The 19,761-nt window shown below is 65.0% G+C and carries 22 protein-coding genes; 11 read left to right on the top strand and 11 right to left on the bottom strand.

All coding sequences use genetic code 11. From position 1 onward, the window contains the following. Positions 1-578, bottom strand: a 578-nt coding sequence (locus VN856_RS19100; RefSeq protein ID WP_325691834.1) for a peptide deformylase, incomplete at its 3' end; no start/stop codon positions are given. A gap of 180 nt (positions 579-758) precedes the next feature. Here VN856_RS19100 and VN856_RS19095 point away from each other — a divergent pair. After that, complete coding sequence (locus VN856_RS19095) at positions 759-1,067, top strand: DUF3263 domain-containing protein (RefSeq protein WP_325691833.1); 309 nt, start codon at positions 759-761, stop codon at positions 1,065-1,067. 63 nt (positions 1,068-1,130) lie between these two features. Then, complete coding sequence (locus tag VN856_RS19090; protein ID WP_325691832.1) at positions 1,131-1,598, top strand: LytR C-terminal domain-containing protein; 468 nt, start codon at positions 1,131-1,133, stop codon at positions 1,596-1,598. Positions 1,599-1,635: 37 nt separating this feature from the next. On the opposite strand, the gene VN856_RS19085 is transcribed toward VN856_RS19090, so the two are convergent. Next, the gene (locus VN856_RS19085) at positions 1,636-2,088 is read right to left on the bottom strand and encodes an SRPBCC family protein (RefSeq protein ID WP_325691831.1); all 453 of its coding nucleotides are present in this window, start codon (positions 2,086-2,088) and stop codon (positions 1,636-1,638) included. A 95-nt stretch (positions 2,089-2,183) separates the two neighbouring features. Beyond that, complete coding sequence (locus tag VN856_RS19080; protein ID WP_325691829.1) at positions 2,184-3,710, bottom strand: HNH endonuclease signature motif containing protein; 1,527 nt, start codon at positions 3,708-3,710, stop codon at positions 2,184-2,186. Between the two features lie 155 nt (positions 3,711-3,865). On the opposite strand from VN856_RS19080, the gene sodC reads away from it, so the two are divergent. From sodC to VN856_RS19065, 3 genes are read left to right on the top strand one after another with little or no spacing between them, the layout of a single operon-like run. Beyond that, positions 3,866-4,567: a superoxide dismutase[Cu-Zn] gene (gene sodC / locus VN856_RS19075; protein ID WP_414687000.1), complete on the top strand. Its 702-nt coding sequence runs from the start codon at positions 3,866-3,868 to the stop codon at positions 4,565-4,567. A 25-nt stretch (positions 4,568-4,592) separates the two neighbouring features. Continuing rightward, a complete protein-coding gene (locus tag VN856_RS19070) occupies positions 4,593-5,702 on the top strand; it encodes a glutamate--cysteine ligase (protein WP_325691840.1) in 1,110 nt (369 codons plus the stop codon). Continuing rightward, positions 5,702-6,358: an LON peptidase substrate-binding domain-containing protein gene (locus tag VN856_RS19065; protein WP_325691827.1), complete on the top strand. Its 657-nt coding sequence runs from the start codon at positions 5,702-5,704 to the stop codon at positions 6,356-6,358. The genes VN856_RS19070 and VN856_RS19065 overlap by 1 nt, the downstream gene beginning before the upstream one ends. Here VN856_RS19065 and VN856_RS19060 read toward each other — a convergent pair. Further along, positions 6,343-7,245 (bottom strand): SAM-dependent methyltransferase, encoded by a 903-nt coding sequence (locus VN856_RS19060; protein WP_325691838.1) that lies wholly within the window; start codon positions 7,243-7,245, stop codon positions 6,343-6,345. The genes VN856_RS19065 and VN856_RS19060 overlap by 16 nt on opposite strands. A gap of 125 nt (positions 7,246-7,370) precedes the next feature. Between VN856_RS19060 and VN856_RS19055 the strand changes: the two genes are divergently transcribed. Together VN856_RS19055 and VN856_RS19050 are read left to right on the top strand one after the other, a co-directional pair. After that, a complete protein-coding gene (locus VN856_RS19055; protein ID WP_325691825.1) occupies positions 7,371-8,195 on the top strand; it encodes an enoyl-CoA hydratase/isomerase family protein in 825 nt (274 codons plus the stop codon). Between the two features lie 2 nt (positions 8,196-8,197). Continuing rightward, entirely contained in the window at positions 8,198-9,043 is an 846-nt protein-coding gene (locus VN856_RS19050; RefSeq protein WP_325691823.1) for an SMP-30/gluconolactonase/LRE family protein, read from the top strand. Here the strand turns inward: VN856_RS19050 and VN856_RS19045 are convergent. The 5 genes from VN856_RS19045 to VN856_RS19025 form a co-directional block, all read right to left on the bottom strand. Beyond that, entirely contained in the window at positions 9,033-9,605 is a 573-nt protein-coding gene (locus VN856_RS19045; RefSeq protein ID WP_325691821.1) for a helix-turn-helix domain-containing protein, read from the bottom strand. The genes VN856_RS19050 and VN856_RS19045 overlap by 11 nt on opposite strands. Then, complete coding sequence (locus tag VN856_RS19040; RefSeq protein WP_325691819.1) at positions 9,602-10,534, bottom strand: SDR family NAD(P)-dependent oxidoreductase; 933 nt, start codon at positions 10,532-10,534, stop codon at positions 9,602-9,604. Before VN856_RS19040 ends, VN856_RS19045 begins: the two co-directional genes overlap by 4 nt. Further along, complete coding sequence (locus tag VN856_RS19035; protein WP_325691817.1) at positions 10,531-11,988, bottom strand: acyl-CoA reductase; 1,458 nt, start codon at positions 11,986-11,988, stop codon at positions 10,531-10,533. Before VN856_RS19035 ends, VN856_RS19040 begins: the two co-directional genes overlap by 4 nt. Beyond that, on the bottom strand, positions 11,985-13,421 hold the full coding sequence (locus tag VN856_RS19030) for a hypothetical protein (protein ID WP_325691815.1): 1,437 nt from the start codon (positions 13,419-13,421) through the stop codon (positions 11,985-11,987). Before VN856_RS19030 ends, VN856_RS19035 begins: the two co-directional genes overlap by 4 nt. A 71-nt stretch (positions 13,422-13,492) precedes the next feature. After that, positions 13,493-14,239: a maleylpyruvate isomerase family mycothiol-dependent enzyme gene (locus VN856_RS19025; protein WP_325691813.1), complete on the bottom strand. Its 747-nt coding sequence runs from the start codon at positions 14,237-14,239 to the stop codon at positions 13,493-13,495. Between the two features lie 113 nt (positions 14,240-14,352). On the opposite strand from VN856_RS19025, the gene VN856_RS19020 reads away from it, so the two are divergent. The 4 genes from VN856_RS19020 to VN856_RS19005 all read left to right on the top strand — a co-directional run bounded on the left by VN856_RS19020 (position 14,353) and on the right by VN856_RS19005 (position 16,997). Beyond that, positions 14,353-14,958, top strand: coding sequence for a TetR/AcrR family transcriptional regulator (locus VN856_RS19020; RefSeq protein WP_325691811.1), 606 nt, complete (start codon positions 14,353-14,355; stop codon positions 14,956-14,958). A 149-nt stretch (positions 14,959-15,107) separates the two neighbouring features. Continuing rightward, positions 15,108-16,061, top strand: a complete 954-nt coding sequence (locus VN856_RS19015; RefSeq protein ID WP_325691836.1) for a methylenetetrahydrofolate reductase — start codon at positions 15,108-15,110, stop codon at positions 16,059-16,061. Continuing rightward, positions 16,054-16,836: a class I SAM-dependent methyltransferase gene (locus VN856_RS19010; protein ID WP_325691809.1), complete on the top strand. Its 783-nt coding sequence runs from the start codon at positions 16,054-16,056 to the stop codon at positions 16,834-16,836. The genes VN856_RS19015 and VN856_RS19010 overlap by 8 nt, the downstream gene beginning before the upstream one ends. Beyond that, positions 16,833-16,997, top strand: a complete 165-nt coding sequence (locus tag VN856_RS19005; protein WP_325691808.1) for a hypothetical protein — start codon at positions 16,833-16,835, stop codon at positions 16,995-16,997. The genes VN856_RS19010 and VN856_RS19005 overlap by 4 nt, the downstream gene beginning before the upstream one ends. 3 nt (positions 16,998-17,000) lie before the next feature. Here the strand turns inward: VN856_RS19005 and VN856_RS19000 are convergent, their stop codons facing one another. Both VN856_RS19000 and VN856_RS18995 read right to left on the bottom strand, forming a co-directional pair. After that, the gene (locus VN856_RS19000) at positions 17,001-19,163 is read right to left on the bottom strand and encodes an AAA family ATPase (RefSeq protein ID WP_325691806.1); all 2,163 of its coding nucleotides are present in this window, start codon (positions 19,161-19,163) and stop codon (positions 17,001-17,003) included. Beyond that, positions 19,160-19,761: CDP-diacylglycerol--serine O-phosphatidyltransferase (locus tag VN856_RS18995; protein WP_325691804.1), on the bottom strand; the 602-nt coding region annotated here is incomplete at its 5' end. The genes VN856_RS19000 and VN856_RS18995, both read right to left, overlap by 4 nt.

Genomic DNA, 19,761 nt, shown 5'->3' with positions numbered 1-19,761 from the left:
TCCGGCCCTTCGCCCGGCGTCCACGACAACCCGGGCACGCCCCAGCCGTGTGATTTGACGGCTCGCTTGGCGGAGCGCGCGTGTCGTCCGATCAAGCAGTCCAGGTACAACAGGCCGTCCAAGTGTCCCGTCTCGTGTTGGAGCATGCGTGCGAACAACCCTGAGCCGTCGATGGTTATCGCGTTGCCGTCGGCGTCGAGCCCGGTTACCTTGGCCCACTTCGCGCGCCCGGTTGGAAATGACTCACCCGGCACTGAGAGGCAACCTTCGTCGTCGTCCTCGGGATCGGGCATGGTCTCTGGGACCTCGGAGGTTTCCAGCACCGGGTTGACCACGACTCCGCGGCGGCGCGCGGACTGCCCCCGTTCGTCGGCGCAGTCGTAGACGAATACCCGAAGGCCCACACCGATCTGGTTGGCCGCCAGACCGACCCCGAACGCGGCATCCATGGTGTCGTACAGATTCGTGATCAGGTCGGCCAGGTCGGCCGGCAACGAACCGTCCGCCGCGACCGGTACCGGCGCGGTGGGGGTGTGCAAGACGGGATCTCCCACGATGCGAATGGGTACGACTGCCATGACCGGAAAGCTTAAGCCCGAGTCCATCTGCTCCGGTTGCGGAGTCAACCCGGGACAGGCAACCTCACCTAGTCAGCCGACTCGCGGGTCTGGCTTCCAGGTCAACAGTTGTCGACGTGGTTGAATAATCGCCGGAGCAGCGAGCATTCGAGATTTCGCCGAAAGGGTCGAGGAAGCGATATGGACAGCGCTATGGCGCGGGCTAATCGATCGGGGGACGACTCTGGACTCGCCGATGGGTTGACTCGCCGCGAACACGACATTTTGGCCTTCGAACGTCAATGGTGGAAATACGCGGGTGCAAAAGAGGAAGCCATCAAAGAGTTGTTCGGAATGTCGGCCCCGAACTACTACCGGGTGCTCAATGCGTTGGTCGACCGGCCTGAGGCGTTAGCTGCCGATCCGATGCTGGTGAAACGACTCCGGCGGCTGCGGGCCAGCCGACAGAAGGCGCGGGCGGCCCGGCGACTGGGCTTCGAGCTCACCTAAGATTTTGCCTGCTCACAGGGCGTCGCTGTGGGTTTTGGCCCACCTCTCGATACAGTGACGTCAATGAATGAACGCGTTCCCGACTCGACCGGCCTGCCGCTGCGGGCCATGGTGATGGTGCTGTTGTTCCTCGGTGTCATCTTTCTGCTGGTCGGTTTTCAGGCCATGGGGTCGGGCAGTAACACCGACGACGATTCGTCGGTCGCCAGCGTCACGACCACCGCAGCGGCATCCAAGACCTCGGCGAAGCCGGCTCCGCCAAAGGCCGATGTGCTCGTCTTCAACATCTCCAGCTCCAGGGGTGTCGCCGGGAAGGCCGCGGACCAGATCAAGCAGGGTGGTTTCAACGTCACCAAGGTCGACAACCTGACGTTGCCCGATGTCTCGAAAACCACGGTCTACTTCACCGACGCCCCCGGTGAGCACGAAACCGCCGATGCCGTGGGCCAGCTGCTCAAAGCGGATGTCGCGCCGCGGACGAAGGAAGTCGCCGACCAGCCGCCCGGCGTGATCGTGGTGGTAACGGGTTAGGACGCAACCTCCCGGCCAAAGAACGGCGGCGGACACCTCACTCAGTCCGTGAGGCAAGCTCCGCTTCGTGCGCCAGCGCCGCCGCTAGGCGCGCATAGGACGCTTCAAGCCTCGACTTCACCGATTTCTTCGGGAGGATGCGCGACACGCACGTCACCGTCCAGACGATGCGGGACCCGTTCGGACCCTCGTGAATCCGGATATCGCCCTGGTAATCCTTGAGCAGCATGTACCAGGGGAGCGACGCCGCGTAGGCGTGGTGATGTGGTCGGGTGCCATCGACGATCAGGTCGCGTATATCGCTGAGCCCGATGCGCATCCGCCTAACGCCACCCTTTGCTGTGTCAGGCTCTCCGCGCCGCTCCCATGACGCGGCCGACACCGTCGGCATGAATTCCGCCCACCGCTCGACATCCATCAGTACGTCATATATCGCTTCAGGTTTCGCGCTCGACAGTTGTTCGACCCGGCATGACAACGACCCATTCATGCTGCCGAAACGTACTCCCGGAGCCGAGCTAAACGCCCGATTCAGACGAATTAACCCGCGCATGCCCCCTCTAGGTCAATCCGCTGACCGGCGGTTCAGAAGGGCGGTGGATCGTCGTCTGTGTCGCTCGGCGGGGCTGGTCCGAAGTAGCTCGGGCAGCCGGCCCGGCGGACCGTGCGCGCAACGTGGTTGCGTCGGCGTTCGGCGCTGACGCGGTGGGCTCGGTCTTGCGCACGGGTGCGGCGTCGTTTGGGCATCATCGCCGTCCGGTCACCGCAGTAGTTGATCGGCGAGTTGGGCTGCGGCGCTCGTACATCACCGGTAGGTAGACAGAGGCTCGGAAAGAGCAGCGAGCTACCTGGCGTGGTGACATAGGTTTGTCCGGCAGGAGAAGTGAGAATGACTGTGCCGTCAGGCAATTGCTGATCACGCCAGCCCCAGAAAGTCTTTACGAGGTGATGAGTACGGCAGTAGCACTTCAGGTTCGAGGCGTGCGTGGGCCCGCCGTCGGCGTGCGGGACGGTGTGGTCGATGTCGCAATCGAATGCGGGTCGATCGCAGCCGGGCCATCGGCAGGTGAGATCCCGGCAGCGCACGAAATCGGCCAAGTTTTTCGACGGCACGTATCCCGGCTCGGGCGCGGCATCGATCGGGTGGGCCAGGGGTACTAGCTTGGCCTGAGCAGCCAACTCGGCAACGAGTTCGGGCGCGACGAGTCCGTCAGCGCATACCTCCGATGCCATTGCGCCGCTGCCGCCGTCGACGGTGGTTTGGTCGGCGATCACGTGAATCACCACAGCTGTTGCGGCAGGCTGCTTCTGACCGGCACAGTCGCGGAGTCCGCAGCGACAGTGCAGTCGATCGGCGCCCGCCGCGAGTGCAGCCAGAGCGTCAGCGCGACGTTGCTCGCGAGTGCGGGGGTCGTGCTCGCAGACCGTGCCGGCCAAGATGTTGAGCCGCTTGTCCAGGGCATGCGCATCGGGACTCAACAAGCTGCCGTGAATTTCCGACAAGCCATCCCCGATGTCGGCGAACCAGACCTCGCGTTCAGCGCGTCGCTCCGTGCGACGGCGCACCGCATCGGCGTCAGCCTTGGCGACGATCTTGTCGATGTGTCCGGCCAGCCGGCTCCGAGTCATCGATGGCCAGCGGACCACGGTGAGGGCGAGCTGCGCGTCGACGATCGCGAGCACGTCGCGGTCGATGATCAGATCGGTGCGATAGACGATCGTGGCGAACGTCCGCTGGTCGATGTCACCGGCTTGGAAGACTTCAGCGAGCTTGGGCAGCCGCTCGCGCATCGCGCGGGCATAACGCAATTGGCTCGCCGCCAGGCCTTGGCTCATGCGCAGCGCGGCGGCCACCTCGGCGCTCACCGCCGCCTCGGTGTCGACGGCCCACTCCTCGGTATCAGAGCAGCGCGTCAATCGGTAAGCGAACAACTCGCCGATTGCCACCAATGTCGACGCGGCCGCACGATTCTGCGCGCGCCACGACGCACCGATGCGATCCAGCAACGCGGACGACTCCGTCGTGCGGCTGGGATAGCGCCGCTCGAACAGCTCGTCAAACCGGGCGATCACCTCCGGCGACGAGCGAGTGGGTCCACGCTGTTCGAACATAGGTTCGATCATGTCAGAGTGGTCCGACAAGTCAGGATCGCTGATCCCACTCCTCCGCGGGTCGTTCCGACCCGCATCGTCGTCGGGCTGAGTTGCTGATCCCACTCCTCCGCGGGTCGTTCCGACCCGCATCGTCGTCGGGATAGGCTTTCCCCATGCTTAAGCCCGCCAGCAGCCGCAAATTTGCGGCAGCCACCGCACTGGTTCCGCTCGTCGCTTCCGTCGCGCTGATGAGCGCGTGCAAGCCGAATCAACCGCCGGCGACGTCGCCCGGCACGCAACCGCCGATCTGGACCGGCTCACCGGCGCCGTCGAGTGCCGAGCCGACCGGTCAGCAAGGCGGAACGGACAGCCTGACCACGCAGCTGAACGGACCGACCGGCACCAAGATCGCCACGGCCAAGTTCGAGTTCAACCCGGGCTATGTCACGATCACCATCCAGACCACCGGAACAGGCCAGCTGAGCCCCGGCTTCCACGGTGTCCACATTCACTCGGTGGGCAAGTGCGAGGCCAACTCGGTGGCGCCGACCGGGGGAGAGCCCGGCGACTTCTTGTCGGCCGGCGGGCACTTCATGGCGCCCGGCCACGAACACGGAAGCGGCGACCTGACCTCGCTGCAGGTCCGCAAGGATGGTGGGGCGTTGCTCGAGACGACCACCGACGGGTTCACAAAGGCTGATCTGTTGGCCGGTGCGGGAACCTCGATCGTCATCCACGCCGGCGCCGACAACTTCGGCAACATCCCGGCAGACCGCTACAACCAGGTCAACGGCACACCCGGACCGGACCAGACGACGATGTCGACTGGCGACGCCGGCAAGCGGGTCGCGTGCGGTGTGATCGGATCCGGTTAATTCCTCGTCGGACAGGGGTACCGCTATCAGGGTGAACTTCGCTTCCTCGCCCCGCCCGACACTGGGAGTCGAATGGGAGTTCGCGCTTGTCGACGCCGAGACGCGCGACCTGAGTAACGAAGCCACCGCAGTATTCGCCGAAATCGGCGAAAACCCACGTGTGCACAAGGAATTGCTGCGCAACACCGTTGAGATCGTCACCGGCATCTGCGACTGCACGGCGCAGGCAATGGAAGATTTGCAGTCCACGCTGAGCGCTGTCCTGCCGATCGTTCGGCAGCGGGGCATGGAGTTGTTCGGCGCGGGCACCCATCCGTTCGCGAGCTGGTCGTCGCAGAAACTCACTGATGCACCGAGATACGCCGAGCTGATCAAGCGCACTCAGTGGTGGGGCCGCCAGATGCTCATCTGGGGAGTGCACGTGCATGTCGGGGTTTCATCGCCGGACAAGGTGATGCCGGTCATGTCGTCGTTGCTCAACTGGTATCCGCATCTGCTGGCGCTGTCCGGATCGTCGCCGTGGTGGGTGGGCGATGACACCGGGTACGCCAGTAACAGGGCGATGATGTTCCAGCAGCTGCCGACGGCCGGTCTGCCGTTTCAGTTCCAAAAGTGGAGCCAATTCGAGGGTTTCGTCCACGATCAGAAAAAGACGGGGATCATCGAGGACGTCAACGAGGTGCGTTGGGACGTGCGGCCGTCACCGCACAACGGAACCCTGGAGGTGCGGATCTGTGACGGCGTGTCCAATGTTCACGAACTAGGCGCGCTGGTCGCATTGACCCATTGCCTGGTGGTCGATCTCGAGCGTCGACTCGATGCCGGTGAAGACCTGCCGAGCATGCCGCCGTGGCACAACCAGGAAAACAAATGGCGCGCTGCCCGTTACGGATTGGACGCGATCATCATCCTGGACCCCGACAGCAACGAACGGTTGGTCACCGAAGACCTCGACGATGTGCTGACTCGGCTGGAACCCGTCGCCAAGTCCCTGGATTGCGCCGACGAGCTGGCGGCGGTGGCCGACATTCCCAAACGCGGAGCGTCCTATCAACGGCAGCGACGGGTCGCCGAGGAACACGACGGGGATCTGCGCGCGGTGGTCGACGCGCTAGTCGGCGAATTGGAGATCTGATGGAGCCCACAGCCGAATTCGGCCGTCTGGCAATGTTTCCGCTGCAATCGGCATTCCTGCCCGGCGAGGATTTGCCGCTGCAGATCTTCGAGCCCCGTTATGCGGAGTTGGTGCGGGACTGTATGCGCGACAACAACCCTAGGTTTGGTGTGGTACTGATCTCGCAGGGTCGCGAGGTCGGTGGCGGCGACGTGCGCTGCGATGTCGGGACGGTGGCCAGGATCACCGAATGTGTCGAGGTCGCCGGCTCCGGCAGATTCGTCCTGAGCTGCCGGACGTCCGAACGGATCAAGGTGTGCGAGTGGCTGCCCGACAACCCGTACCCGCGCGCCGTCGTCGAGGAGTGGCCCGACGAGCCCGGAAAGCCGGTGAGCGCGGGCCAATTGGAGGAGCTCGAAGACCGGATGATGGCGCTGTTCGAGCGCATCGCCAACGCCCGCGATCTCCCCGTGCCGGATCGAGAAGAAGTGCTCGGCGCCCCCACCGACACCGATGAGCCCGGAGAACGGTTGTACGCGTTGGCATCTCGTATACCGATCGGGCCGGCTGACCGCTACGCCGTGCTCGCGGCGCCGACGGCCGCCGAACGGTTGACGGCGCTTAACGAGGCAGTGGATTCCGTCGCCGCGGTGATCGAATTTCAGCTCTCCGAATAATAGCGGCGCGGCGTATGCAACCGCCCCTCGATAAAGACGTTGCGCGGCGCCAGGTCCTTCACGGCGTGATCCGGTGGCCGGTCGTAGCGTTGCATCAAGTTCAATGTCTCGATGGCGGTGACAGCCCAGCCACGTTCGGTCAGCCATCGTCGAAGGTCGGTGCGCTCCTCCATGAACAACAGATCGTGGATGTCAGGTGCGCTGTCGTGCTGGACGTCGCGTAGGTATTGCCGACCTCGCTCGAGGTAGTCCGGGTCAAGGGCGCTCGGGCTCAGCGTCTCGAGGGCGATCCGGCTTCCGTCGGCACTGAGTTTCACGATCCGCTCGAACAACAGATCTTGGCTGGCCGCCGACAAGTAGGGCAGCAGCCCCTCGGCCGACCACGCTGTCGGCGTGGATGGATCAAAACCTGCCTCGCGCAACGCTTTCGGCCAATCTGTTCGCAGGTCGACGGGCACCGCCTGATAGCTTGCATTGGCTCGCGCGCCGAGTGTGGTGAGCGTGTCAGCCTTGAAAGTCAATACTTGCGGCTGGTCGATCTCATAGATCGCGCTGTCCTTGACCCAGGGCAGCCGCCAGGCGCGGGCGTCCAGGCCGGCCGCCAGGATCACCGCCTGGTCGATGCCGTTGGCGCCGGCGGCGATGAAGTATTCGTCGAACCATTTGGTGCGGACCGCGGCGTAGTCCTTGATGATCGGCAAATGCCCGGCTACCGATGACGGATCCCAGCCGCGCTTGATCGCGGCGTCGACGAAAATCTGCGCGTAACGGTCGGTGAACAGAGGGCAGTCGGTCACGGATTCAGCGGCCCGCGCCATCGCCATACCCAGCGCCGTCGCGCCCACGCTCTCGGTGATGTCCCAGCTGTCGTCGTCAGCCCGTGTTATGGCCATCGCCCGTCTCGCTTTCCCGGCAGTGCTGAGTCGATGACCACGCTGTCCGACCAGACCAGGCTAGTGAAATTGCCAACCATCCGCTGAGTCGCAGGTGGGCGTGGTGTACTTCGGGTGCAATGAGCACCGATGTAGCAGTGGATGTCAATGCGGGCGTGGCAGTGATCACGCTGAACAGGCCCGAACATCTCAACGCCTACACCGCCGAGATGGGCGCCCTGCTGAGCGCGGCATACCGGGACTGCGACAACGACGACAATGTTCGTGCCATCGTGGTCACCGGCGCCGGGCGGGCATTCTGCGCCGGAGCGGATTTCTCGGGCAGCACCGCACCGTTCGACTCCCCGCCAGATGACAGCGCGTTTTCCGCGTCGCCGATCGACCCGGCCGCCTTTGAATTGCGCAAACCGGTGATCGCCGCCGTCAACGGTCACGCGATCGGGATCGGTTTGACCATCGCACTGCAGGCCGACATGCGGATCGTCGCCGACGATGCCAAATACGGTGTGGTGCAAGTCCGTCGGGGCGTGATACCCGACTGCATGTCGCATTGGACACTGGCGCAGCTGACCAACCTCGGCGTGGCCGCCGAGGTGTTGCTGACCGGACGAACGTTCAGCGGCGGTGAGGCCGTTGGATGGGGTATCGCCAACCGAGCGTTACCCGCCGCGGAGGTTCTCGATCAGGCGATGGACATCGCCCGCGATATCGCGACCAACGTCGCGCCGATGTCGGCGGCACTGTGCAAGCGGCTGCTGTGGGACAGCGCTATCAACGGCTACACGCCGCGACAGGTCGCGTCGCTGGAAACCCAGCTGCACCACCGGGTGATGGGAACCGACGACGCACGCGAAGGCGTCACCGCCTTCCTGGAGCGGCGGCCGCCGCGGTTCAGCGCGCGGCTTTCCACCGAGTGGGCTCCAGTGCCCGAACCGGAGTTGTGAGCGTGCACATCGACGTAGTTGCCGACGGTCTTGGGTTCACCGAAGGCCCCGTGTGGCTACCCGACGGTCGGGTGGCGCTCACGTCCATCAGCCACGGCTGCGTCTATGTCGTCGACCCGTCTGGCGGCTCACCTGAGCGCATCGACACCGGCGGCGGCCCCAACGGCTTGGCATGCAGTGCCGACGGCACGTTGTACGTCGCGCAGAACGGCGGGGCTTGGGGCGCAAGCGGTCTCGCTGAGGCGGGCGTACAGGTGATCACCGGCGCCGACGTCGAATACCTCGTCGAAGGATTGGGCGCGCCGAACGATCTGATGTTCGGTCCGGACGGGCGACTATGGATCACCGACACCCGCGGCGAGTTCGACATCGGCACCCCAGACGCCGGACTGCCGGGCCATGTGTACGCGACCGATGTCGACTCTGGTGAAACCCATGGGATCGTCGACGACGGACCGGTATTCATCAACGGGCTGGGGTTCACCCCCGACGGCTCCAGATTGCTTGTGACAGCCACACTGTCGTCGCAGCTGCTGTCCTACGACACCGGTGCATTCGGTGTGCCGGACCTGGTACACACTTTCGTCAACGGCTGGCCGGACGGAATGGTGGTGAGCGCTCGCGGCGATTACTGGGTGGCACTTACCGGGGCCGACCGGATCGACGTCGTCGATGCGGAGGGTCGGCGTATCGCACAAGTTGGGTTACCGGCCGGATCGCTGCCCACGAACATCTGCATCGGCGGACAACAGTCCGACGAACTCTTCGTCACTGCCGCGCAAAGTCAGTCGCTGCTACGAATTCGGTTCGACGACAACGACCCAGAGGGCGCCCGGCTCAGGACGTGAGCAGTTCGGCCAGGGCCACGCCCAGGTTGTGCAGATTGGTTTCCAGCGAGTAGGTCCCGTCGACGGTCCAATTGACGATGCCACCGGATAGCGCACCGACGATGATGTCGGCCAACGTTTCCGGGTCGTGGCGCTGGCTGACCTCGCCGCGGGCCACGCCCTCTTTGACGAGCTCGACGAACGTGTCGTGCAGGTTGAACCCACGCTGGATGCCGTAGCCACTGGCAGCCAGCATTTCCCCGATCATCTCCCGGTAGGTGTCACCGGATTTGACCAGCGCGATGGCAATGTCGTCGAACACGCCGATAAGTCGAACCGGGATCGGCTCGTCGCCGCGATCGAAGAAAACGTCGTGCAGGTTGACCAGTCGTCGCTCGGCCAACGCGCGCATCATGTCTTGACGAGTGGCGAAGTGGTTGAAGAACGTCCGGTTGGCCACGTCGGCGCGCTCGCAGATCTCCTCGATCTTGGTCGCATTGACACCCTGGGCGAGGAAGAGGTCGAACGCGGCCGCGAGAATCTTCTCGCGAACCTCCTGCTTGCGCCGCTCCGTTCTGGTCATGGTGTTGCACACAGCTTCTCGGAGAGAGCCCATAACTCCGCAGCGTGCCCGGCGTCGTCCGCATAGGGTGCGACCGCGTCGCTGACCCCGCAGCTTTCCAGGTACTCCCCGCCTCGATCGGCCAACTCAGGGCTCACCGCGGCCCACACCTGGGTGGCCGAGCCGTACTCCGGCGTGGTGAAGTCGAGGTAGCCATCGGTGTGTTCGCCGCGTGCGGCTCCGGTCGCGGCGGCATATTTGCGCAACTGCGAGAAGTCGGACTTGGACATGTACCGCGCCAGCGAGGTGGCCACGGTTCCGGGATGCACGGCATAGGCGCGGATTCCGAACTCGCGCAAGCGGCGGTCGGCTTCCTTCGCGTGCAGGATGTTGGCCGTCTTGGATGAGCCGTAGGCGGCGAATTTGTCGTATTCGCGATGCTCCCAGTTCGGATCGTCGAGGTCGACGTCACCCATGACGTGGCCACCGGAGGAGAGGATGACGATCCGGGCGCCCGCCGCGGCGGTGAGTTGCGGTGTCAGCAGCCGAGTGAATTCGAAGTGGCCGAGATGATTTGTCCCCAACTGTATTTCGAAGCCGTCCTGAGTGCGGCTGAACGGCGTGAACATGACGCCCGCGTTGTTCATCAAGATATCGATGACGGGCGTGGCGTCGCGGATCTTCGCGGCCGCGGTTCGCACGCTGGTCAGCGAGGTCAGATCGAGCTGCACCGTCGCGGTCTTCGCGTCGGGCACCTCGACGTGCACCCAGCGGTCCGCCTCGCCCAGGGCATCGGGGTTGCGCGCCGCCAGAATCACCCGCGCACCCGCTGCGGCCAGCGCCCGAGCCGACTCGCGGCCCAACCCCGACGACGCCCCAGTGATGACACAGGTCTTGCCCGACAGGTCGATACCCTCGACGACGTCCAGGGCGCTGCGCGACTCGGTCATGCCGGCGTGAGCTTCCACAGCGGGATGACGACGCTAGCTTCGCATTCCTCGTCGACGATCCACTTACACATGCGCCGAATCGGCTCGATGGCGTCCTGGGGTGCGGCGATCGCGACATTGCATGCGTAGCCCAAACTGGTCAGTCGTTGGGCACCGAACAGCGGCAACGTGTCTCGCAGCCGGCACTTGAGCGATTCGGGATAGATGCCGATCGTCTGGGTGTATGCGTTCACCGCGGCTGTCACCTTGTCGATGCTATCCACCGGCACGATGTTGGCAACGCGCCCCGACAGCATCGGTGAATAGTCGACGGGCTCGTCGAACTGGGAGACGACTATTGCTCCCTCGCGTTGCTCACCGCCGATTACCCGGTAGAAGTCGTCGTTCATCCGGGAGGACTCCAGGTGGTCGAGCAGTTCGCGGTTGGGGTAGCGCGGCGGGGTGCTGACAATCGCGGGCAGCGACGTCAACTCTCGATAAATCAATTCGCCCAACCGGTTCGCGTTCGCGAGACCATCGGCGTCGGTGCCGCTGAGCACGTAGATGACCCGCGCGTTGGCACACCCCTCTTGGTTCGCGACGCCGATGTCGGTCGCGGCGCGGCGGGCGACTTCGTGCATCGTCTCGTCGTCATCGAACGCCTCACGGCCGATGATCGTCGCGCTGCGCTTGGGATCCAGCGCGATGAGCTCCAAACCGGGCTGAATGTAACGGGTTACGTGCTTGACCGATGCAAGTCCACCCCACGCCACAATTTTTTCGATGTGATGCGGTTTGTAGAGGGCTTCCTCAACAGCCAAGTCGCCGCCCTTCCAATATCCGACCGCCAGATGCTTGGTGATCGGATGGTTGGGCGCCACATCGGCAAGCGTGCGGGCGATGGCGATCGCGGTCAGGGGATCGTTCGAGGGCGCCTTGATGATCACGTCCGATCGGGTGATCACCGACCGCAGGATGGTCACCGCCGACACCAATCCGCCGTTGCCGGCCGGGATATGCAGCACTCGGGATCCGAACGCGCGCACCCGTAGTTCGCGGCCGTCCCGCAAGGTGTGCGGCACCCATCCATTGAGGTAATCCAGACCGACCTGGCTGTCGGCAATTTCGATGACGTTGTCACGGGAAAACAACGGCCGCAGAATGCGATAGCTGTTCTGCATCATCTCCGGCGGCAGAACGTTGGCCACCAGCGAGGCTTCATAGGCCTCCTGCAGGTGAGCGTTCGAGTCGAAATCCAGCGCGTCGCCCAGGGCCTCGAGTACGTCAAGGATCTCGTCGAAGCTCAACTCGTATAGGTCGCTCATGTCGGCAGGGCTCTTGAGCGGCAGTCGCTCGACGTATTTGCTCATGTCCGGTGCCTGGAACTGTGCGGCGCCCACGCGGGTATCGAACGGCACGAGGTCATCGGTGATGACGCGCCCGCGCAGGAACAGTGGAACCGTGTAGGCGATCACAGTTCGACGCCCTTCATGAAGTTCACCGCTTCGTTGTGCACTTCTTGTGTTGCGGCGCAGGTAATCCGGTCGTCTTCAACGCCTTGCTTCTCGCTGTAGCGCATGATGCCGGGTTCGAACGCCACGCTTGCCTGCCCGCACGGGCACTGCAGGTCCCAGTTGACGGTGACCTCGTCGCCGGAGATGACGCCGCCCCAGTGGGCGCGCAGCAGAATGTCATACACAGCGGCGCGGCCGGTCTGTACGCCGGTCCGGGGAAGCGGCTCGCTGGTCTCGGGATCGAGCACGAACGGGATGACCCACGGCGCCACGTGATAGCGACCCTCGCTGCAACCCCAGTGAAAGGTGCTGGATTCGGAGAAACCGTATCCGACCTGGATGCGATCGACACCGAGGAAGTCCGTGATGACGTCCATGAAATCATCCGGCAGCGCAACGCCTTTCATTCCGCCGCCGGTGAGAATCGCCGAGTCGGGCGAGAAGACATTGCGAACCCCGCGCTCGAGGCCGGCCTTGGCGATGTCATACATCAGGTGGTAGGTGCCGAGCATGAATACTCGCTTGCCGCGCAGTTGTTCGGTGATGCGGGTGAAGAACGCATCCATGTCCTGAGCCTGCCGTGCCTGCATGGCGATGAACTCATCTTTGCGTGCGGCCAGGGCCGGGTCGATCTCCAGCCGGTCGAGTTCGCCCCGGGAGGCCGCCGCTCGCATCTTGGACGCGAGAAACATCAGATCGGTGTCGACCGCGAACGGGTAGAGGGCGTGAAATTTGGATTCGTCGCCGCCGGTGAAGCCGCGCTTGATCATGTTGGCGATGCGCAGATGGCCGAGCTTGCCGTCGGCGAAGTTCGGCCACACCACATCGACCGACGGGTTGAGTTGCTCGTCGGTGGGCTCATGCCCGAAAGTCTGGAACAGGCAGATCTTCCACAGCACCATGCCGTCTTCGGCGCCGTGCTTGTCCTTGGGGAGAATCGAGATGGTGCCGGTCGTGCCGCTGGAGGTGATGACTTCCAGCGGGGTCTGCGCGTCGAGGCGCTCGATCCAGTCGTCGATCCCGGTGCAATCGGCGGTGTCGACGGCGGACAAGTCGTAGCTGGTCAGCTTGTCCAGCCACTTGGTCATCAAGTCGAAACGCTTCTTGTCGATCAGCGCGGCCGGATACGACTTGAATGCGGTGTGCGAAAAGAACAGCGGGACAACGTCGTTGAACTCGTTGACGGCGTCAATCCCGAGCCGGTCAGCCAGTTTTCGCAGCATTTCGATGCTCTGATAGTGCTGCTGAAATCGGATGGCCATGGCTTGTCGCTGCAGGGATTCCAGCTCATCGCGGTCGATGCTGTGCATCTGCGTATAGGACTGGCCGAAGAAGTTGATCGGGTCGTCCATGAAGTCGGTCAGCGACTGCGCTGTCCTCTGAGTGAGTGTCACCCGGGCAACGGTAGACCCTCATTGCAGTAAGACGCAAGAGTGCAGTCAACTGCAAATCGGGCCCCGATGAGTCAGAACACGTTCAACCGCCGGACGACGTCAAGGGTGGCCGGGTCGCCTTGTGCGTTGACCCCAAGGGATTCCCAGCTGCCACGTTGAGTGACCCAACGGACGAACGCCGCTGCATCACAATCAATCTGGCCAGCCACATCGCCATCGCCGACATGTACGGTCCGCGCGTCGGCGCCGGAGAGACGTACCTCGACCGATTTGTCCATACCGCCGACAAGCTCGCTGTTCTGCTGCGGCAGCGCTGCCTCGATCCAGTCCAGGGTGGGCGCAAGGCGCAGTTCGTCGGAGGCGGGCGGTTCTCCGCTGAACGGCCCATCCGGCGCGAACAGGTCGTACCTGATGTGCACGTAATGCTCGAAGGCGTAGGCGGTCGGCACGACTGACGCCGGGTAGGTTCCGACATCGCCGAGTGGCACCTCGACGTCCTGGCTTTCCACGGCGGCGAGTAGTTCCAGCCCTCGCGCGCTGGCCGACTCGTAGTCGGCCAGAATCTCGGCCGCACTCATGGAGCGGCGCGACTCGACGTACAAGTCGGCGGCTCGCTCGGCCGGCAATCCCGCCGAGTCGGGCAATTTCGACATGTCCACGGCCAGCCAAAAACTGCATGCCATATGGGACACCAGATCCTGCACCGTCCAGCCCGGACACCCGCTGTCCTGTGACCAGACGGAGTCGTCGACTCCGCGGCACAGCGCCAGTAGCGCCTCGCGGTCGGCTTCAATGGCCTTCAGTGCTGAACTTGTCATCGTGACGAACCTTTCCGAGTGAGGGGCTGACCTACGATCGGGCGACTACAATTGGACTACCTACATACCGTATGTATGAAGATACATACGGTATGTATGAAAGGCAACGGTTGATGGAGGCTACCCGTCGTACGCAGGCCGAGCGGGCCGCGGAGACACGCGAGGCGCTTATCGCGGCGGCCCGTCAGCTGTTCGCCGCGGACGGTTTCGCCGACGTCGCGCTCGAGACGATTGTGCGGGCCGCGGGCGTGACCCGCGGGGCCCTGTACCACCATTTCGCCGACAAGACCGAGCTCTTTGCCGCGGTTTTCGAGCAGGTCGAAGGGGAGCTGGCGGCGCGGATGGGCGAGGCGATCGTCGCGTCCAATCAGACTGATCCGGTCGCGATCATGCGGCTCGGCGTCGACTTTTGGTTGGATGCCTCCTCCGATCCGGAAGTGCAGCGCATCGTGCTGGTCGACGCGCCCGCCGTGCTGGGTTGGGCGCGGTGGACCGAGATCGGAAACCGCTACAACATCGGCTTCGTGCGCGACCTGCTGGCCAGCGCGATCGAGATCGGGCGCATCCCGCCGCAGCCAGTGGAAGCGACCGCGCTGGCGATGCTCGGGGCGATGCGTGAGGCGACCCTGTATGTGGCACGGGCCGAGGACCACGACCACGCCCGCCAGGAAGCGGGTGCGGTGATGAACCGACTCATGCAGGCGCTGGGCGCCGGCTGACTCAGTTGCCCGGCCGCCAGCCGGCTTTCGTTCGGCCCGTCAGGTGTTTTCCGACCCTCGATTACGGGTAAGTGACCGGCTATCGGCTCGTGGGGGAGACGCCGGTGACGGGCGGTGAAGACTTGGTCGATCTCGAGTGTCCCAAGCGGATGCAATTCGGGCCATGCGGCGGTGTCAAGCCCGATGGCCAGTGTGAAATGCGCTCGGGGCCATGCTCTTTTGACGATGTAGTGCCATGGCCCGGTGATAGCAAGCAGCGGCCCCCGGTGCCCGCGCCGCTCATCCTCACCGATTTCAGCTGCGAGCCTTTCGACGCTGCGGATATTGCGGCAATTGCCGACATTTTGGCGCCGAGTTGTGACGCGGTGCTGGTGGGCGAGCACCAGAACCGGCCGGATTTTCCGCCGACGCTGATGAGCCGATTAATTCTGGATCAGGGTGTGACGCCTTGGATTACGTTGTCCTGCCGGGACCGCAATCGGATTGTCTTGGAGCAGGAGTTGGTCGGCCTGCACTTCACCGGCGCGAAGACGGTGTTCTGTGTGACCGGCGACGGTCGCGGCTACGACGTCCGGGCTGATGTCACCCAGACCTTCGACCTGGACGGTCCGCGGCTGGTTGCGCTGGCCGCGTCGCTCGGCATGATCGCCGCCGTCCCCGAGACCCCGACGGCACCCCCGACTCATCTTCGGGCGGCTCGGCTGGTCGAGAAGCAGCGGGCCGGCGCGAGTGTGGCGGTGCTCAATCACGTGTCGTCCGTGTCGACGTTGTCGGCATTCATGGACGATGCGCGCGCGGCCGGACTGCGCATCCCGGTGCTGGCCTCGGTCGCGGTGTTCACCGACGTGGTCTCGGCCGCCGTGCTGCAAGGTCTGCCCGGGCTGGACCTGGAACCCGCACTGGTTGACGAGGTTGTCAACGCGCCCGATCCGGTCGAGGCCGGCATCGAGACAGCGGTCGGTGAAGCCCGAAAGCTATTGGCTATCAGAGGTGTTGATGGCGTCAACCTGTCGGGTCGGGCGTCGGCGTCCGGCACGCGCCGCGGCGCGGAGATCAAGGGCGAGGTCGCCGCTCGCATCCGCGCGGCGCGTGCACGTGACTGACTCAGCGGACGCCGAGTTCGACACGCTGGCCGAATGGACGGCAGAAGTGGCCGCGGATCTGGGTCAGGAGTTTTATATCCCGGCCGGGTGCCGCGGCAGCGGAAGTCCGGCGGTCCTGGACTGGCTTATCGATCAACTAGATCTCAGCGCAGGTGAACTGCTGTTGGATTGCGGTGCCGGCGTTGGCGGGCCGGCCGCCTACGCGGCGCAGCGTGGTGTCCGTCCGGTGCTGGTGGAGCCGCAGGCCGGCGGATGCCACGCCGCGCGTGCGCTATTCGGTTTCCCGGCGCTGCAGGCTGACGCGTCGGCCTTGCCCGTCGCCGATGAGGCATTCGATGCCGCGTGGGCTCTGGGCGTGCTTTGTACGACCGACGCAAAGCTGGAGTTGCTGAGCGAACTTCGCCGCGTCGTGCGGCCGCCGGGTCGTATCGGGTTGCTGGTTCTAGTGGCGCAGGACTTGTCGCCCGCAGGCGAGCCCGACGACAGTTCCTTTCCGACTGCTGATTTGTTGTGGGGCTTGGTGCGTCGCGCGGGTTTGCGTGTCGACGCCTGGCGCAGTGCCGCCGACCTGTGGGATCCCCCGGCGCCGTGGCGGCGGCGGGTAGAGAGGATAGACGCCGAAATGCATGCCAGGCACGCCGACGAGAGTGCGTGGCAAGTGGCCGAACATCAATCGGATCTGATCGCGCAGCTGCTCGAAAGATCCGCCATCGTGCCGAATTTGCTTTCGCTACGGCACGATACGACCGTTGATCGTCCATACTCCTCTCTATGAGTTCCTCCGCGCCGCGCGCGGCGACGCCATCGGATGCCGAGACGGTGGCGCGGTTGCTGGACGCATTCAACCGGGAATACGACGCGCCCACACCGGGGCCCGGGGTGTTGACCACCCGGCTGCATAGCCTGTTGGCCCGTAGCGATGTAATTGCCTTCTGAGGTTCAGCGCTCGGTCGCGAAGGCTCGCAGCGAGGCAAGCTGAGCGGGGTCCAGTGAAGGACGGACGTTTTCGCGCGCGGCCGCGACGTCGGCGGCGGTGATCTCCGCGGCGTCGACTGAGCGCCGCATGGCGGTAAGTGCGGCCTCGCGCAACAGCGCCACGCAGTCCGCGGCGCTGTATCCGTCCAAGTCGGCCGCCAACGCGTCCAGGTCCACGTCGCGCAGCGGGATCGACTTGGCCGCGGTGCGCAGGATGTCCGCTCGCGCTTGTGCATCCGGTGGTTCGACGAACACCAGCTTCTCCAGCCGGCCGGGGCGCAGCAGCCCCGGATCGATCAGCTCCGGCCGGTTGGTGGCGCCGACCACCACGACATCACGCAGCGGTTCGATGCCATCGAGTTCGGTGAGCAGCGCCGCGACCACCCGGTCGGTCACGCCGGAGTCGAAGCTCTGCCCACGGCGTGGCGTCAACGCGTCGATCTCGTCGAGGAACACCAGCGACGGCGCGGAGTCCCTGGCCCGGCCGAACAGTTCGCGTACCGCCTTCTCCGAAGAGCCGACCCACTTGTCCATCAGCTCAGACCCTTTGACGGCGTGCACCGAAAGCCGGCCGGTGCTGGCCAGTGCTCGGATCACGAAGGTTTTGCCGCAGCCGGGCGGGCCGTAGAGCAGCACGCCGCGCGGCGGCTGGACCCCCAGCCGAGCGAACGTGTCGGGATGCTGCAGCGGCCACAGCACCGCTTCGGTGAGCGCCTGCTTGGTGGCGGTCATGTCGCCGACATCGTCGAGGGTGACCGATCCGACCGACACCTCCGTGGTTGCCGATCGCGACAACGGCCGAATCACCGTGAGCGCACCGAGCAAGTCGTCTTGGGTGAGCTTCGGCGAGTTGCCGTCGGAGCTGGCCCGCGCGGCGGCGCGCAATGCCGCCTCGCGTACCAGTGCGGCCAGGTCGGCCACCACGAAACCCGGTGTGCGGTCTGCGATCTCGCTCAGACTGAGATCGTCGGTGGGCACCTGATGCAGCAGGCTCTGCAGCAGCGCGATGCGGGTCGGGGCGTCGGGCAGGCTGAGGACCAGTTCGCGGTCGCACAGATCTGGGGCGCGTAGCCGCGGGTCGAGGTTCTCCGGTACCGCGGACGTGACGATCAACGCGACCTTGGGGGCCGCGACCGCTTTGCGTAACTCGGCCAGGATCAGCGTCGCGACCGGTTCGGCGGTAATCGGTAGCAGCGCGTCGATGTCGGCGATCAGCAGCACTCCGCCGCCGTCGCGGACTTTCGCGGCAGACGCGGCCACGCGCTGCAGGCGATCGTCGGCTGCCAGCGCCCCGACCTCCGGGCCGTCGAGTTCAACCAGCCGTCGGCCTGCGCAGACCGCGCGCACCAGCGCGGTCTTGCCGACGCCGGCCGGGCCCGACACCAGAACACCCAAATTGGTTGTAGCGCCCAGTGTTTGTAGCAGGTGTGGTTCGTCGAGTGCCAGCTTGAGCCACTCGGTCAGCTTGGCTGCCTGCGCGCTGACGCCTTTGAGGTCGCTTACGGTGAGCTGTAGCGGCTTGGCTTCGACCTGCTCAGGCAGGGAAGCGCCGTCGTTGGTGACGACGCCGTTTCCCCACGTCACCAACGAGTTCGGTTGCACGCTCACCGGTCCGGTCGGGTCTACCCCGGTGACCGTCAACAGCTCCGACGTCCAACTGATACCTACCGCCGAGGCCAGCGCACGCGTCGCCGCCGACGTCGAGGTGCCCGGGCCCAGGTCGCGTGGCAGCAGGGACACCGCGTCGCCGACGGTTAACACCTTGCCCAACAGGGCTTGTCGTAACGTGGTGGGCGGGACCGATTGACTGGCTAACGTCGAGCCGCTCAGGGTCACCGACCGGGCGCCATACACGGTGGCCGCGGCGACGATGACCGCGGTGTCCTCGCTCAGCCCCGCGTTGGACAGCGTGACGTCGTCGAGCAGCACGGTGCCGATCGGGGTCTGTGGGCCGGCCACGCCCGCGACCGCCGTCGTCGTGCGCGCCCCGGTTAGCGACACCGCATCCCATTCCCGAATACCAAGGGCGGCAATGGCATTGGGATGCAGTCGGATCACACCGCGGCGAGAGTCGACGGCCGAGGTGTTCAGCCGAGCCGTCAGGGTGAGCCGGGCGGGTGACGTCATGTCCGGCCGGTTGGCCTGCGCAGTCCCAGTCGCGCCATCGATCGGCGGTTGGGCTGCGCCCGGCGGATCGCGCGCCGGGTGGCGCGCCGCTGCTTGGGTTTCTCACCCCACGCTTCGGGATGTGCCGCCAGCCAGTGATGGCTGCGCACCGAGAACGGGATGTAGCAGAGGTAGGCGGCGATCATCACCATGATCAGGATGTAGGGGAACAGGAATGCGGCGGCCGCGACGATGGTCAGCCCGGCCAGCAGCAGCGCCGCCAGGTTCGGCGGCACCGAGACGGCGTGCATCTTGCGCATCGGGATCCGGCTCACCAGCAGCATCGAGCAAGCCACCAGCCACGTGCAGACGAACCACGGCGAAGTCCACCAGCCAGCGCCGAATTGGAGCTTGGCGGCCAGCGGGCCGAGTGCGCAGATCGCGCCCGCCGGCGCGGGCACACCGACGAAGAACTCCCGTGCGAAAGGCGGTTGGGTCGCATCGTCGAGCAGCGCCTTAAACCTGGCCAGCCGCAACACGATTGACACCGCATAGAGCAGGACCACGACCCAGCCCGCCGCCAACGCGGGCAACATCGACACGTAGACCACCACCGCGG

The organism is Mycobacterium sp. (genome assembly GCF_035603715.1).
Taxonomy (GTDB): domain Bacteria; phylum Actinomycetota; class Actinomycetes; order Mycobacteriales; family Mycobacteriaceae; genus Mycobacterium.
This window is presented reverse-complemented; position numbering and strand designations above follow the sequence as displayed.

Bases quoted from the DNA above. Each gene is read 5' to 3' on its own strand.
- VN856_RS19095 (WP_325691833.1), top strand. From the start codon at position 759: ATGGACAGCGCTATGGCGCGGGCTAATCGATCGGGGGACGACTCTGGA.
- VN856_RS19090 (WP_325691832.1), top strand. From the start codon at position 1,131: ATGAATGAACGCGTTCCCGACTCGACCGGCCTGCCGCTGCGGGCCATG.
- VN856_RS19085 (WP_325691831.1), bottom strand. From the start codon at position 2,088: ATGAATGGGTCGTTGTCATGCCGGGTCGAACAACTGTCGAGCGCGAAA.
- VN856_RS19080 (WP_325691829.1), bottom strand. From the start codon at position 3,710: ATGTTCGAACAGCGTGGACCCACTCGCTCGTCGCCGGAGGTGATCGCC.
- sodC (WP_414687000.1), top strand. From the start codon at position 3,866: ATGCTTAAGCCCGCCAGCAGCCGCAAATTTGCGGCAGCCACCGCACTG.
- VN856_RS19065 (WP_325691827.1), top strand. From the start codon at position 5,702: ATGGAGCCCACAGCCGAATTCGGCCGTCTGGCAATGTTTCCGCTGCAA.
- VN856_RS19055 (WP_325691825.1), top strand. From the start codon at position 7,371: ATGAGCACCGATGTAGCAGTGGATGTCAATGCGGGCGTGGCAGTGATC.
- VN856_RS19045 (WP_325691821.1), bottom strand. From the start codon at position 9,605: ATGACCAGAACGGAGCGGCGCAAGCAGGAGGTTCGCGAGAAGATTCTC.
- VN856_RS19040 (WP_325691819.1), bottom strand. From the start codon at position 10,534: ATGACCGAGTCGCGCAGCGCCCTGGACGTCGTCGAGGGTATCGACCTG.
- VN856_RS19025 (WP_325691813.1), bottom strand. From the start codon at position 14,239: ATGACAAGTTCAGCACTGAAGGCCATTGAAGCCGACCGCGAGGCGCTA.
- VN856_RS19020 (WP_325691811.1), top strand. From the start codon at position 14,353: ATGGAGGCTACCCGTCGTACGCAGGCCGAGCGGGCCGCGGAGACACGC.
- VN856_RS19015 (WP_325691836.1), top strand. From the start codon at position 15,108: ATGCAATTCGGGCCATGCGGCGGTGTCAAGCCCGATGGCCAGTGTGAA.
- VN856_RS19005 (WP_325691808.1), top strand. From the start codon at position 16,833: ATGAGTTCCTCCGCGCCGCGCGCGGCGACGCCATCGGATGCCGAGACG.
- VN856_RS19000 (WP_325691806.1), bottom strand. From the start codon at position 19,163: ATGACGTCACCCGCCCGGCTCACCCTGACGGCTCGGCTGAACACCTCG.